At 65.5% G+C, this 13,829-nt stretch carries 13 protein-coding genes; 1 reads left to right on the top strand and 12 read right to left on the bottom strand.

Annotated elements, in window-relative coordinates:
• Positions 1-12: 12 nt before the first annotated feature.
• The 12 genes from ROJ8625_RS01125 to ROJ8625_RS01075 form a co-directional block, all read right to left on the bottom strand.
• Positions 13-1,080: a phosphotriesterase family protein gene (locus ROJ8625_RS01125; protein WP_085790009.1), complete on the bottom strand. Its 1,068-nt coding sequence runs from the start codon at positions 1,078-1,080 to the stop codon at positions 13-15.
• Positions 1,073-2,083, bottom strand: a complete 1,011-nt coding sequence (locus ROJ8625_RS01120) for an ABC transporter permease (RefSeq protein ID WP_085790008.1) — start codon at positions 2,081-2,083, stop codon at positions 1,073-1,075. Before ROJ8625_RS01120 ends, ROJ8625_RS01125 begins: the two co-directional genes overlap by 8 nt.
• Positions 2,083-2,868, bottom strand: coding sequence for an ATP-binding cassette domain-containing protein (locus ROJ8625_RS01115; protein ID WP_234984127.1), 786 nt, complete (start codon positions 2,866-2,868; stop codon positions 2,083-2,085). The genes ROJ8625_RS01120 and ROJ8625_RS01115 overlap by 1 nt, the downstream gene beginning before the upstream one ends.
• On the bottom strand, positions 2,865-3,800 hold the full coding sequence (locus ROJ8625_RS01110; RefSeq protein ID WP_143535006.1) for a substrate-binding domain-containing protein: 936 nt from the start codon (positions 3,798-3,800) through the stop codon (positions 2,865-2,867). Before ROJ8625_RS01110 ends, ROJ8625_RS01115 begins: the two co-directional genes overlap by 4 nt.
• Positions 3,797-4,843 (bottom strand): LacI family DNA-binding transcriptional regulator, encoded by a 1,047-nt coding sequence (locus ROJ8625_RS01105; RefSeq protein ID WP_085790007.1) that lies wholly within the window; start codon positions 4,841-4,843, stop codon positions 3,797-3,799. The genes ROJ8625_RS01110 and ROJ8625_RS01105 overlap by 4 nt, the downstream gene beginning before the upstream one ends.
• Before the next feature lie 323 nt (positions 4,844-5,166).
• Complete coding sequence (locus ROJ8625_RS01100) at positions 5,167-6,810, bottom strand: dihydroxyacetone kinase subunit DhaK (protein WP_085790006.1); 1,644 nt, start codon at positions 6,808-6,810, stop codon at positions 5,167-5,169.
• Positions 6,811-6,821: 11 nt separating this feature from the next.
• Complete coding sequence (locus ROJ8625_RS01095; RefSeq protein WP_085790005.1) at positions 6,822-7,817, bottom strand: ABC transporter ATP-binding protein; 996 nt, start codon at positions 7,815-7,817, stop codon at positions 6,822-6,824.
• Positions 7,810-8,907 (bottom strand): ABC transporter ATP-binding protein, encoded by a 1,098-nt coding sequence (locus tag ROJ8625_RS01090; RefSeq protein ID WP_085790004.1) that lies wholly within the window; start codon positions 8,905-8,907, stop codon positions 7,810-7,812. The genes ROJ8625_RS01095 and ROJ8625_RS01090 overlap by 8 nt, the downstream gene beginning before the upstream one ends.
• A gap of 5 nt (positions 8,908-8,912) precedes the next feature.
• On the bottom strand, positions 8,913-9,194 hold the full coding sequence (locus ROJ8625_RS20505) for a hypothetical protein (RefSeq protein ID WP_143535005.1): 282 nt from the start codon (positions 9,192-9,194) through the stop codon (positions 8,913-8,915).
• The gene (locus ROJ8625_RS01085; RefSeq protein WP_085790003.1) at positions 9,191-10,129 is read right to left on the bottom strand and encodes a carbohydrate ABC transporter permease; all 939 of its coding nucleotides are present in this window, start codon (positions 10,127-10,129) and stop codon (positions 9,191-9,193) included. Before ROJ8625_RS01085 ends, ROJ8625_RS20505 begins: the two co-directional genes overlap by 4 nt.
• Positions 10,126-11,076 carry a carbohydrate ABC transporter permease gene (locus ROJ8625_RS01080; RefSeq protein ID WP_085790002.1) on the bottom strand — a complete coding sequence of 317 codons (951 nt, stop codon included), beginning with the start codon at positions 11,074-11,076 and terminating at the stop codon, positions 10,126-10,128. The genes ROJ8625_RS01085 and ROJ8625_RS01080 overlap by 4 nt, the downstream gene beginning before the upstream one ends.
• A gap of 159 nt (positions 11,077-11,235) precedes the next feature.
• A complete protein-coding gene (locus tag ROJ8625_RS01075) occupies positions 11,236-12,555 on the bottom strand; it encodes an ABC transporter substrate-binding protein (protein ID WP_085790001.1) in 1,320 nt (439 codons plus the stop codon).
• Between the two features lie 177 nt (positions 12,556-12,732).
• Between ROJ8625_RS01075 and ROJ8625_RS01070 the strand changes: the two genes are divergently transcribed.
• Complete coding sequence (locus tag ROJ8625_RS01070; RefSeq protein WP_085790736.1) at positions 12,733-13,779, top strand: LacI family DNA-binding transcriptional regulator; 1,047 nt, start codon at positions 12,733-12,735, stop codon at positions 13,777-13,779.
• The last annotated feature ends 50 nt before the right edge of the window (positions 13,780-13,829 follow it).

The following is a 13,829-nucleotide window of genomic DNA, read 5'->3' as shown; positions in this document are numbered from 1 at the left end:
CGGGCGGTCCTTTCAGGAAATTGTGGAGTCGAAGACGCTGCGCGCGTTGTGCGTAAGCATGCGCATCGCGTCGGCGCGCGGCATGCCGTGCCGCTCCAGCCGCGGCAGAAAGTGGCGCAGGACGAAGGCGTAGCCGTTCCCCCCGTACCGGGTGAGCATCATCTTGATGAAGACGTCCTGCGAGAGGAGCAGCCGATCGAGATGGCCGGCACCGGCCAACCCGATGATCGCCTCGGCGACCTGGTCATCCGAGGGGCACTGAACGCCCTGGTCCGCGTAGTAGAAATCCATCCCGATCATGTCGAACTCGAGAAACGCCCCGCGGTCGGCCAGCTCGGTCTGGTAGGCGACGTCGTCGAACGACGGGTTCATGTGACAGAGCACCGTCTGGCGGATGTCGGCGCTTTCGCTCTCGACGATGTCGAGCACTTTGTGCGCGTGGCGGAACCAGCCGGGCAGGTGAACCATCAACGGGAGCCCGGTTCGAGCCTGGGCCCGCGCCGCACCGCGAAGCGACCGCTCCTCGATCTCCAGAAAATCGCCCGAGACGCCGATCTCGCCGATGAGGCCGATCCGAGCGTCGGTGCCGTCCACTCCGGTCAGCGCCTCCGTGACGATCTCGTCCGCGATGTCGTCGGCCGTCTTGTCGGCGATCCCCTCGGGCATGGACGAAGCCAGGTAGTAGCCAGCCCCCATCACGATCTGCAGGCCTGTCCGCGCCGAGATCTGGCGCAGCTTGTTCGGGTCGCGCCCGATCCCGCGGCAGGTCGGGTCGACCACGGTTTGGCCCCCGAGCCGAACGAAATCGCCCAACTCGTCGATTGCGAGATCGAGCTCGTCGAGCGCGATGTTGTGACGGTTCACGAAGGGGTCCTGTCGCAGCTCGGACAGGATTTCGATCCGCACCGGACCATCGACGAGGTATTGGCGCTCTTCCGTCTCGGGCGGATGCCACCAGCAGCTGCAATCGTTCTGCAGGTGCTCGTGCATCAGCGTCACGCCCATCTCGGCCGAGGGGCGCGGGCCGTCCACGGTCATCACGAAGCCCGAGCCGACGTGGGCGGGAGACAGCTCAGCCATTCGACGCCCCCTTTCCGATCTTCCATGTTCCGGTGAACAGGCGGGTGTTCATCCAGATGGCGAGAAGGATGATCACGCCCGTCACGATCTGGGTGAAGAACGGAGAGACGTGCATCAGGATGAGCCCGTTGCCGATCACCGCGATGGTCAGCGTGCCCAGGACCGTCCCGATCATGGAGGTCTTGCCGCCCATGAGAGACGTGCCCCCGAGCACCACGCCCGCGATCACCTGGAGCTCGAAGCCCTGCGCCGCGTTCGACGACCCGGACCCGAGCCGCGCGGCCAGCAGAAGCGCGGCGAGCGCGCTGGCCACGCCGGTCAACACGTAGACGGAATTGACCACGCGCCGCGCGGGCATGCCCACCCGGCGAGCCGCCTCGAGGTTGGAGCCACAGGCGATGATCTGTCGCCCGTACGGCGTGCGCCACATCACGACGAAACCCGCGATGACGACGAGTACGGCAATCAGCGCCGGCACCGGGATCCCGAGGAGCGTGCCGCGACCCAGCCAAAGGAACCCGTCCGCATCGCGGATCGGGATCGAGTAGCCTTCGGTCAGCAGGAGTGCGGCGCCGCGGTAGATCGACAGGCCGGCCAGCGTGACGATGAATGCGGGAATGCCCTGGTAGGAGACGAACCAGCCTTGCACGCCGCCGATCATCGCCCCGGCCGCCAGCATCAGGACGATCGCGACCGGCCACGGCACACCGGCAGAGATCGTGATCGCGGCCAGCGCGTTGATGAAGGCCACCTGGCTGCCGACCGACAGATCGATGCCCGCTGTGGTGATGACCATCGTCATCGCGACCGCGACCACGAGGATCGGCGCGGCCTGCCGCACGATGTTCAGAAGGTTGGCCGGGGTCAGGAAGACGTCGGACATCGTGCCGAAGAAGACGAGGCAGATGATGAAGAAGGTCGCGATAGACAGGACCTGCGCGAAGTCCGTCACGAAGTCGCGCAGGGCCGAGCCGGCAACGCGCTCGGTGTAGGTGGTGGACATCAGTGTCCTCCCTTTCCGACGATGAGGTCGACGAGCTCCTCGAGGTTGGTGTCCTGCGTGCGTCGTTCGGCGACCTTGGTGCCTTCGTACATGACCGCGATGCGGTCGCAGACGCGGAACAGGTCCTGCATCCGATGCGTCACGAGGATCACGCCGACACCGCGCTCCTTCACGCGGTTGATGAGGCCGAGCACGGCCTCGACTTCGGCCACGGCGAGGGCGGAGGTCGGTTCGTCCATGATGAGAATGTCGGGCTCGAAGCTTGCGGCCCGTGCGATGGCGATGGCCTGTCTCTGTCCTCCCGACAGTTTCTCGACCTTCGCGGTCAGCCGGGGGATCCGGATCTCCAGCCGGGCCAGCATTTCCTCGGCGCGCTTGATCATCTGGTCCTGGTCGAGGAACGGGCCCTTGGTCATCTCCCGCCCGAGGAACAGGTTGCCGACGACGTCGATGTGATCGCACAGGCTAAGGTCCTGGTAGACCATTTCGATATGCCGTGCGCGCGCGTCCGCGGGCGACTGGAAACGGACCGGTTCGTCGCGAAGCATCATGTGCCCGTCGTCGGGAATGTGCGTCCCGGCGATGATCTTCGACAACGTGCTCTTGCCGGCGGCGTTGTCGCCGATCAGCCCGACGCACTCGCCGGCGAAAATATCGAGATCCACACCGCGCAGCGCCTGGTGTGAACCGAAGGTTTTGCGAATGCCCTTCAGGGACATCAGCGGCTTGCCACCGGAGGGGGAGGTTTCCCCCTCCGGCGCGATGCTGGTGTCGGTCGCCATCATTCGAACAGGGACCGGAAGTCGTCGACGTTGTCCTGGGTCACGATGGTCACCGGGACGGAAATTTCCGACTCGACCTCGCCGCCGTCGGCCAGCGTATTGAGCGAGCGGATGGCTTCGGCGCCCATCTGGGCCGGGTCCTGCTGCACCACCGCCTTGACGTATCCGTCGTCGATCCCCTGGATCACCTGTTCTGTCAGGTCCCACCCGTAGATCGAGATGTCTTCGGTGCGCCCCTGCGAGGTGACGGCCGCGATCGCGCCCATAAGTGCGGGTTCGCCGGTCCCGTAGATCGCGTTCATGCCCGGGTTGGCGGTCAGGAGGTTTTCCGAGGCGTTCAGCGCGACGTCCTGGATATTCTGGCCGTCGACCGTGTTTACCACGCTCACGCCTTCCGGAAGATTGTCGACGAAACCGTCGCGGCGGACGTTCTGGATGTAGGAGTTCAATGCGCCGACGACGCCCAGCGACATCTCCTCGCTTTCCATGTTCTCCCCGATGAAGCTCGCGAGATCGGCGCCGGCCTGGGCATTGTCCACGCCGATCTGGGCCGCCTGCGGCCCCTCCGGCAGGATGGCGTCGATGGCGACAACGGGGATGCCCGCGGCGTCCGCCTGTTCGACGGCGGGCATGATCCCGTTGACGTCGATGGCGACGACCGCGATCCCATCGACGCCTTGGGTGATGTAGGTCTCGATGGCCGAGTTCTGCTCGAACGCCTCGTTGTTGGCGTTGAAGATCACGAGCTCGACGCCGAGTTCGTCTGCCGCTTCCTGCGCGCCGCGGTTCATTTCGTTGAAGAAAAGCGCCTGCTGGTTGATCTGAACGAGGGCAAAGGTCTTGCCGTCATCTTGCGCGAAGGCCGCCGTGGAGCTGAGGGCCGTTGCGCTTGCCAGCGCAATCGCCGCGCGTTGAACTGTCTTTATTGTCATCATGGTGAGGCTCTCCTGTTGACCGCCGCATTTGATCGACCGGCCGGCGGGGCGACGGAAGCCCGCTCAACCAGGGTGACGGGGAGGAGCTCTTCGGTCGGAGCGGGCTCGCCCGTGTCGTTTCTCAGCGTGTCCAGAACGATGCCGAGCGCGCGGCCGCCAAGTTCGCGAACCGGCTGACGGATCGCGGTGATTGGCGGCGCGAAAAGGTGCAGGGGGCCCACGTCGTCGAACCCGATCAGGGAGACGTCGTCGGGGATCGTGATCAGCGCATCGCGCAGGACCTCGATCAACCCGATGACGATGTCGTCGGACGAGGCGAATATCGCGGTGGGGCGCGGGTCCATCTGCAGGTAATGGCGCGCCGCATCGCGTCCGGTCTCTGGCGTGTAGGGTCCGAGCACCCGTTCTATCCGGACCGGCCCATCGGCGATGCGCTGCAATTCCTGCTCGAACCCGCGATAACGGCGACGCCCCGAGATCATCTCCGACGCTCCGCCGACGAACAGCACCGATCGGTGTCCCATCGCCGCGAGATGGGATCCGGCCATGCGTCCGCCGGCCTCGTTGTCGCAAAAGACCTTGGGCACATCGGCGCCCGGAACGTCCTCGTCGAGCAGCACGAGGTGTCGGCACGACCTGACCGCATCGAGCAGGGCCGCGTCCGCGGCGCGGTTGGTCACGAAGATCATGCCGTCGAGGTGGCGCATGCGTAGGGAATCGAGGTAGCGCACCTCGCGCGCAGGCCGGTTCAGCGTGGCGTGAAGCACGAGCCCCAGGCCCCGTCGGTCCGCCTCCTCCTCGACCGCCGCGACCAGCTTGGCGAAGAACGGCCCGGCGATGTCGGGAACGACGAGACCGATGGCGTCAGACCGGCCGCGCGACAGGCGGCGGGCATGCGGATTGGGCACGTAGCGCAATTCGGAGACGGCATCGCGGATTTGCTGGGCACGCGCCTCGGGCAGGGACAGCGAGCCGTTCAGAAAGCGCGAAACGGTCGTGACCGACACACCTGCCTTCCTCGCAACATCGCTGAGATTCGCCATTCCACCCTCGGTAAAGCGTTTTACAAGCGCACAACAACGCGTGAATCGATGCAAGAAGATTCTTTCGGAATGCAGCCTGCCACTAGCCGACGGATGGAAATTCGCGCACTCGGGTCAGAGTCCCGGTCCGTGTCGAAAAAGGACCGCGACGGATCTCGGCCGACGCCGGTCCTGCGGCTCATGCATGTCCGAGGCGGGCCGTGCGACCGCGTGGCGGATCGCGCGCGCGCGCCGAAGCGTCACGAGGCGCCGCCGACCTCGCACGGAGACCTGACTAAAGCCGTCCGATGCCCATGAATGGTCCGACCGCTACACTTGATCGTCTATCCCTTGGCGGTCGATTTCGCCTGCTCGGCCATGTGCTCGAACAGCCGGGCGACGGCTTCGGCGCCCGGGTCGATATGTCCCTCGAGCTGCGCCGCGCTGATATACGCCGCGCGGCCTGCATTCGCTCGCGCCATGCCGGCCGTGCGGTTGGCTCCGGCACGCGCCGCCGACGCAGCCCCGTCGAGCCCGTCGTGAAGGTGCTCCAGAGCCGGCGCCAGCGCATCGACCATCGTGCGGTCGCCGATGTCGGCGCCGCCGATTTCCTGCATGCGGGCGAGCCCCGCGCGCAGCGCTTCGCGCGTCGGCATCCCGGACGATGCGGCGTCTCCGGCGGCCGCGAAAAAAATGGCCAGAAGGACGCCCGACGATCCGCCCATGGTCTGGCTGAGCTCTTGGCCGATCGCGCGGAACAGCTGCGTGTGATCGGCGAGCGGAAGCCGCTCCATTGCGTCGATCAGCGCGCGCGCGGCGTGTGCGAGTGTCGATCCGGTATCGCCGTCGCCGGTCTTCGCGTCGAGCGCGTTGAGGTCGGCCTCGGCCGCGATGAGGGTTTCGCAACACCGCACGAGGAAGGTCCGCGTCGCCGGGTGCGGCGATGCCAGTGGCTTGATCGGGGTCAGTCCGTCCGGCAGCGGCAACACCCTGGCGGCCTTGACCGGTCGGCATCCTGGCCACGCGAGCGTTCCGGTCGGCGCGGTCAGGTGCTCTGCATCTGCGCCGTCCAGCGCGTGCAGCGAGACCGAAAAGCCCTTCATGTCGAGCGACGTCATGAGTGCGGCGGGCCCGACGACGAGCTCGACCCGCGAGGCGAGGTCCGAGCGGAGCAACTCGTTCGCGAGCACCTGCATCTCGAGGTCCGATAGCCCGCCGAGATTGTTGAACAGCGCAACGTAGCTGACCTCCTTCAGGCCTGCCGAAAGCTTGCCGACGACCGCGTTCATGGCCTCGCGGGCGTTGTGGTACGCGATCTGCTCGACCCCGGCTTCTCCGTGGATGCCGAGGCCCAGCTCCGCCATGCCCGGTCCGATCCTGTTTTCCTTGGCCGAACCGGGGATCGTGCAGGTGTCGAGCGACATGCCGATGGAGCGTGTCGTCGCGATGACCCGCCGCGCGGCGTCCGACACGGTGCCGAGGTCAGCGCCTTGCTCGGCGAGCGCCCCGGCGATCTTGTGGACGAAGAGCGTGCCCGCGACGCCGCGTGGCTGCGACAGGTCGGGCAGGGCGATATCGTCGTCGACCACGACCATCGAGACCTTGCGGCCAAAGGCCCGCGCGCGTTCCGCGGCAAGGCCGAAATTCAGCCTGTCACCGGTGTAGTTCTTGACGATCAAGAGGCATCCCGCATCGCCGGTCACGGCGAGAATGCCGGCGAGCACCGCATCGACGGACGGCGACGCGAAGATGTCGCCGCAGACCGCAGCGGTGAGCATGCCTTGGCCGACGAAACCCGCGTGGGCCGGTTCGTGCCCGGAGCCTCCGCCCGAGACGAGGGCGACTTTCGAGCGGTCCCAATCGGCCCGCACGACCACCCGGATGTGCGGAAAGCCGTCCAGCCGCGTGAGGCTTCCCCCCGAAGCCGCGATCGTGCCGTCGATCGCGTCGGTGACCGCGTCGGCCTTTTCATTGATGAAATGCGCCATCCTTCCCTCCCTCAGGCGATGCGTGCGCCGGCGGCGTCGAAATAGAACGCACGCTCGGGCCTGATCTTCACGATGTCTCCGCTTTCCAGCGTGGTGTGGGCGTCGGTCACCGTGACGATGTCGTGGTCGCGTATCGTCAGGTGCAGCCGGGTCTGGTCGCCCAGCCTCTCGACACGCCGAACCGATGCGTCCGTCCCTTCGCCTTGGCGGATCTGTTCGGGGCGGAGGCCGATCTGGGCCGCGCCGTCGGGCGCGCGTCCGAACAGGTCCGCCGGCAGAATGTTGATCCGCGGCAAGCCCAGCCGGCTGGCGGCGTAGACGCTGACGGGGTCCTCGTAGATCTCTCGCGGCGTGCCGAACTGGACGAGCCGGCCGCGATCGAGGACCCCGACGTGGGTCGCCATCGTCATCGCCTCTATCTGGTCGTGCGTCACGTAGAGCAGCGTGGCGCCGGAGGTCGCCTGGATCCGCTTGAGCTCGATCCTGAGGTCCGCCCGAAGCTTCGCGTCGAGCGACGACAGCGGCTCGTCCATGAGATAGACCGACGGCCGCCGCACCAGCGCGCGGCCGATCGACACCCGCTGCATCTCGCCGCCCGACAGCGCCGTGGCCTTGTTGTCGAGCTTGTGCGCGATTTGCAGCACCTCGGCCACTTCGGCGACTTTCATGTCGATCTGCGCCTGTGGCGTCCGAAGCAGGGGCGACTTCAACGGGAACGCCAGGTTCTCGCGGACCGTGAGATGCGGGTAGAGCGAGTATTGCTGGAACACCATCGCCACGTTGCGCTGGGCGGGAGACAGGCCGCGCATCGACTGCCCGCCGATCCGGACGTCGCCGCCCTCCGGCACGTCGAGGCCCGACACCATCCGGAGCGTCGTCGTCTTGCCGGCGCCGGTCGGGCCCAGCAGCACTACGAAGGCGCCGTCCGGGACGGTCATCGAGACGTCCTTGAGCGCAAGCGTATCGCCGTAGCGCTTGGTGATCCCGTCCAGAACGACCTCAGCCATGCTCCAGCACCTCCCGGTTGCCCTGCGAGCGCAGCGCGCGACCCGTCGCGTCGTCGAAGATCGTCAGCGTCCGCGCGTCGAAGCGTAGCCCGACCGTTTCGCCTTCGCGGGCCGTGGCGTCCGACGGTATCCGGGCGCGAATGCGCCCTGACGGGGTGTCGATGGTCACGATCTGGGTCGTGCCAAGGTATTCGGAGGCCGCGATGCGGCCACGGTAGCTCGAGGCATCGTCCAGCTTCACGAATTCGGGCCGGACGCCGAGCGCCAGTTCGCCGCTCCGCTCGTCGATCGAGGGCGGCACGGCGATCTCGGTGCCATCGAGCGCGATGCTGTCCTGTCCCTTGGCGACCGAACCGTTGAACCGCAGGAAGTTCATCGGGGGAGAGCCGATGAACTCGGCCACGAACTTGGTGGCCGGCCAGTCGTAAATGTCCTGCGGAACGCCGAACTGCTCGACCACACCGTGGTTCATCACCACGATCTTGTCGCCCATCTGCATGGCCTCCAGCTGATCGTGGGTCACGTACACCGTCGTGGCGTTCATGCGGTCGTGCAGCGCGCGCAACTCCTCGGCCATGCGTTCGCGAAACTCGGCGTCGAGCGCACCGAGGGGTTCGTCCATGAAGAACGCCTTCGGTTCGCGCACGATCGCCCGGCCGAGGGCGACGCGCTGGCGGTCTCCGCCCGACAGACCGCCTACGGGCTTGTCGAGGATATCGGTAATCGCGAGGATCTCGGCGACCTCCGCGACCTTGCGTCGGATCTCGTCGCGCCGCATTCCCTGGCTCTTGAGAGGGTAGGAGATGTTGTTGCGCACGTTCATGTGCGGATAGAGCGCGAACATCTGGAAAACGAAGGCGATATCGCGTTCCGATGCGGGCTTCTGCCCCACCTCCTCGTTGTCGAGATAGATCCGGCCGGCCGTGGGCAACTCCAGGCCCGCCATCATCCGGAGCGTTGTCGTCTTGCCGCAGCCGGACGGGCCCAGCAGCATGAAGAACTCGCCGTCCTCGATCGTGAAGGTCGACGACTTCACCGCGGTGAAGCTGCCGAAATCCTTTCGCACGTCTTCTATTCTGATCTGTGCCATGACGCCTATTTCGGGAAGTGGCTGACGACGAGGAACATGACCGTTCCGATCAGCGTCACGAGGAATGACCAGCTGTAGAGCGCGATCGCGAAAGGCTGCATCAGCATCACGACCCCCGCCGCGATGAGGATCGAGGCGACCATCTCCATCGGGCCCCGTCGCAGGAACCGCGGCCATCCGGCCGGCGCAGGGTCGGCGTCACCACCAAGGCGGGCGGCCGTGGGCTCGAGCGGGCCGCGATCGGCTTCTGGCGGGACGTTTCCGTATCCGGCTCCGGGTTTGGTCATTTGCGCACCGCTCCGAACGTGATCCCGCGCAGCAGGTGCTTTCGCAGCAGGATGGTGAAGACCATGACCGGCACGAGGAAGATGGTCGCGCCTGCCGCGACGGCCGGCCAATCCTTGCCGCCGACGCCGATGATGGTGGGGATGAACGGCGGCGCCGTCTGCGCCGTGCCAGAGGTCAGGAGGACCGCGAAGGCGTATTCGTTCCACGCGAAGATGAGGCAGAAGATCGCGGTTGACGCGATACCCGTCGCCGCTTGCGGGAGCACGACCTTGTAAAATGCCTGAAAGCGCGTGTAGCCGTCGATCAGCGCGGCTTCCTCGTATTCGACCGGGATCTCGTCGATGAACCCCTTCAGCAGCCAGACCGACAACGACAGGTTCACTGCCGTGTAGAGCAGGATCATGCCCAGATGCGTGTCGTTCAGTCCCAGGCCGCGGAACATCAGGAAGATCGGGATCGCCACCGCGATCGGAGGCATCATCCGCGTCGACAGGATGAAGAACAGCAGATCGTCCTTGAGCGGCACGCGAAAGCGGCTGAACGCATAGGCCGCCATCGTCCCGAGCAACATGCAGAGCGCCGTCGAGCCGAAGCCGATGATGACCGAGTTCAGAAATCGTTCGCCGTACCGGCTCGGCCCGGTGATGACCATGCCCTGGTCGCGCACGATCCGCTCGTACCAGGTCGTCGGCGGGCCCGCGTCCTCGAGCATGCCCTCGGTCGCTCGCGTGCGCTCCGTAAAGAGGTTCACGTATCCTTCGAGGGACGGTTCGAACACGACCTTCGGCGGATACGCGATCGAGTCTGCCGGGGATTTGAAGCCGGTCGCGATGATCCAGAGCAGCGGCATGATCGTGACGATCGCGTAGCCAATCACCAGAGCGCCGGCGATCCACTTGGTGCGCGGGTTCGGGTCGGTGACGGAAAGGCTCATCGCTCTTTCACCTTGTTCAGGGCTTTGACGTAGATCGAGGCAAGGCCGAACACGGTCACGAACAGGATCACCGCGTAGGCCGACGAATAGCCCGTGCGCCACCGCTCGAACGCCTCGCGCTTCAGATCGATCGACGTCAGGGTGGTCGTGTTGCCCGGCCCGCCGCCGGTGAGCTGGACGACCATGTCGAACATCTTGAAGTTCTCGATGCCGCGGAACAGCACCGCCAGCATCAGGAACGGCAGCACCATGGGCACCGTGATCGTCCAGAATTGTCGCCACTTGCTGGCCCGGTCGCACTCGGCCGCCTCGTAGATCGACTCCGGGATCGATCTCAGGCCCGCGAGGCAGATCAGCATCACGAATGGCGTCCACATCCAGGTGTCGGCGATGACGATGGCCCAGGGCGCCAGGTTCACGTCACCGATCATCGAGAACGAGGCAGGATCCGCGCCGGTGAAGAAGGCGACGACGTAATTGAACAGGCCGATCTGCGGCTGGTAGAGGAACGTCCAGAAGTTGCCGACCACGGCCGGGGACAGCATCATCGGGAACACGATGATCGTCGTCCAGAGATCGTTTCCCTTGAATTTCTTGTTGATGAGGTAGGCGAGGGCGAAGCCGATCAGCACCTGAAGGACGATCGTCCAGATCAGGAAATGCGCCGTCGCCTGCATGGTCTGCCAGACGTCCTCATCAGACAGGATCCGCTGGTAGTTTTCCAGCCCGACCCATTCGACAGCGTTGTTCGGCCGGTTGACCCGGTAATTCGTGAAGCTCAGGCGGATCGTCCAGATCAGCGGAAAGATGTTCACCGCGAGAAGCAGGAAGATCGACGGCGCGACGAAGATCCACGCGATTGTGCGATCCGACAGGCCCTGGATGCGCCGGGCGATGCGCGGTGGTGTCGCTCGGGCCGCGCGGTCGAGGTGCGATGTCTCGTCCATTCTGTGTCCTTCGCTCGCCGAGACGGGGCCGGCACCGGCGACCGGAACGCGGTCGCGGCAGTCGGTGGGCCTGGGCCCTCCGCGCCGTCGAAGGGGTGCGCGGCGCGGAGGGAGGTGTTCCCGGCGTCCGGAGCGTCGCCCCGAACCCGGGAAATCCGGTTACAGCTTGCCTTCGTACTCGAAGATCTCGACCCAATCCTCGACCAGACCGTCCAGCGCCTCCTGCGCGGTGCCGTCGCCGGCGATCACGTAGTTGTGGACGCGGTCCTGCATCGCGAGGAGAAGGTCGGCATAGGCCGGCTCGGCCCAGAAGTCCTTCACGATCGCCATGCTGTCGAGGAAGGTTTGCGCATAGGGCTGGCTCTCGGCGAAGCCGGGATCCTCGACCACCGCGCGCAGGGCCGAGTAGCCGCCGAGCTCCCACCAGCGCGCCTGGATCTCGGGCTGGGCAAACCACTTGATGTATTCGAGCGCGGCATCCTGCTTGTCGCTGTAGGAGACGACCGAGATCCCCTGTCCGCCAAGCTGCGCGAACTGCCCTGCAGGGCCGGGAGGGTTCGCGAAATACCCCGAGGCGCCGCCGCCGACATTCGGGTCCGCCTCCACGCCCGGCCAGATGAAGGCAAAGTTCATCTGCAGCGCGACCTGGCCCGATTTGTAGGCGTCGATGTTCTCGCCCATGTACCAGTTCGACGACCCCGGAGGCGTGCCCACCTCATAGAGCTCCTTGTAGAACTCGAGGCCCTCGACCGCGCCCTCGGAGTTGACGAACCCCTCCATGTCGTAGGGCTCGTCCGGGTTCTCGTACTGGAAGCCATAGTTGTAGAGCACGTTGGTCACGCCCATCGTGATCCCTTCGGAGCCGCGTTCCGTGTAGATCGCGGCGCCGTAGACGGTGTTGCCGTCGATCTCGCGGCCCTGGAAGAAAGCAGCGATATCCTTGAGCTCATCGAGCGAGGCGGGAACCGCGAGCTCGCGACCGTATTCCTCCTGAAAGGCTTCCTGGATCTCCGGGCGCTCGAACCAGTCCTTGCGGTACGTCCAGCCGACCACGTCGCCGAAGGCCGGCAGCGCGTAGTAGTTCGGCGTGCCCTTGGGCCATTCGGCGTAGCCGGTGACCGTGGCGGGGATGAAATCCGCCATGTCGATCCCCTCGGCTTCGAAGAAATCGTTCAACTTGATGTAATGGCCGTTCTCGGCGCCGCCGCCGATCCACTGGCTGTCACCGATCATCAGGTCGCACAGCTGTCCGCCCGAGTTGAGCTCGTTGAGCATCCGGTCCGCGAAGTTCGGCCAGGGCACGAACTCGAAGTTCATGGTGTGGCCCGACTGCTCCTCGAAATCTGTCGAAAGCTCGACGAGCGCGTTCGCCGGATCCCACGCGGCCCAGCAGAGCGTCAGCTCCTCGGCCTGCGAAGCGCCGGCGCCGAGAATCATGATGGCATTGCAGGCGGTGCCTGCGAGCAGAAGCTTTTTCATGTGTTTCTCCCTATTGCCCTCGGCGCGGTGGCCTCCGCGTCCTCCCGTGGCAGCAACATTCATATTTGAGGCACGTGTATCACTGCAAGAAAATTCTGAGACACGTGCCTCATATTGCTGGAAGCGGCGTCGTCAACCGGATAGAAGCGTTGGGGCGATGTGGATTTGGCGACCGACATGAACGAGGAGAGCGACGGCTTCCGGCGGCCGACGACCAAAGACATCGCGCGGTTCGCAGGGGTGAGCCGTGCCACCGTCGATCGGGTTCTCAACGATCGCGAGGGTGTTCGTCAGCCGACCATCGACAAGGTGCACGAGGCGATCCGGGAACTCGGCTTCGTTCGCAACGTCGCGGCCGCCAACCTGGCGACGGGCCGCAGCTACCGGTTCCTGCATCTGCTTCCTCGGACGGGCGACCAGTTCATCGAGGAATTGGAGCGCTACGTCTCCGAAGCGGCCAACGCCTTCATCGCCGAACGTATCGTCGCCCGGGTCGAACGCATCGACATGAACGACCCTCACCTCGTGGCCGCCTACCTGTCGGGCCTCGATCCGGCGGACTGGGACGGCGTCGCGATCATGGCGCCGCGCTCGCCGCAAGTCCGTGACGCGGTTTTCCGGCTGAGCGAGCGGGGGCTGAAGGTCATGTCGTTCGTCACGAGCCAAGAGGACGAGGCGAGCGACGGCTTCGTCGGCATCGACAACCGGGCCGCAGGCGCGACGGCCGGGCTTCTGATGGGCCGGTTTCTTGGTGAGCGTCACGGCACGGTAGCGGTCCTCGCCGAAACGATGACGTCGCAGGACAGTCTGAACCGGCGCTACGGATTCGACCGGCAGATCGGTGAGAGGTTCTCCGGGATCCGTGTTCCGGCGAGCCTCGAAACCTACGGCGATCCGGACCGAACGCGTTCGATCCTCTCGAACATCTGCACCCACTACCGCGATCTGTGCGGACTCTACATCCTGAGCGCGGAGGCGCGGATTCCGCTGGAGATCCTGCGCGAGATCGACGCGCAGGACGACCTCGTGGTGATCGCCCATGAACGGACGGCCGCCACCGTTTCGGCGCTGCGCGAGGGCCGTCTCGACGCGCTCATCACACAAGATCCGGGACATCTCGCGCGCAGTGTCCTGCGACGCCTGAAAGCGAAGTGCGACGGCTACGAGGTCCTTGCAGACCAAGAGCGCATTCGAACCGAAATCCTGATGGAAACGAACCTTTAGACCGGTTCGGCGCAGGCAGATCTTGCCGCGGTTTGGGAATGCATCTCGGC

This window comes from Roseivivax jejudonensis (assembly GCF_900172265.1).
Classification (GTDB): Bacteria; Pseudomonadota; Alphaproteobacteria; order Rhodobacterales; family Rhodobacteraceae; genus Roseivivax; species Roseivivax jejudonensis.
Note: the sequence above shows the minus strand (reverse complement) of the source record. Positions and strands in the feature narration are given on the sequence as shown.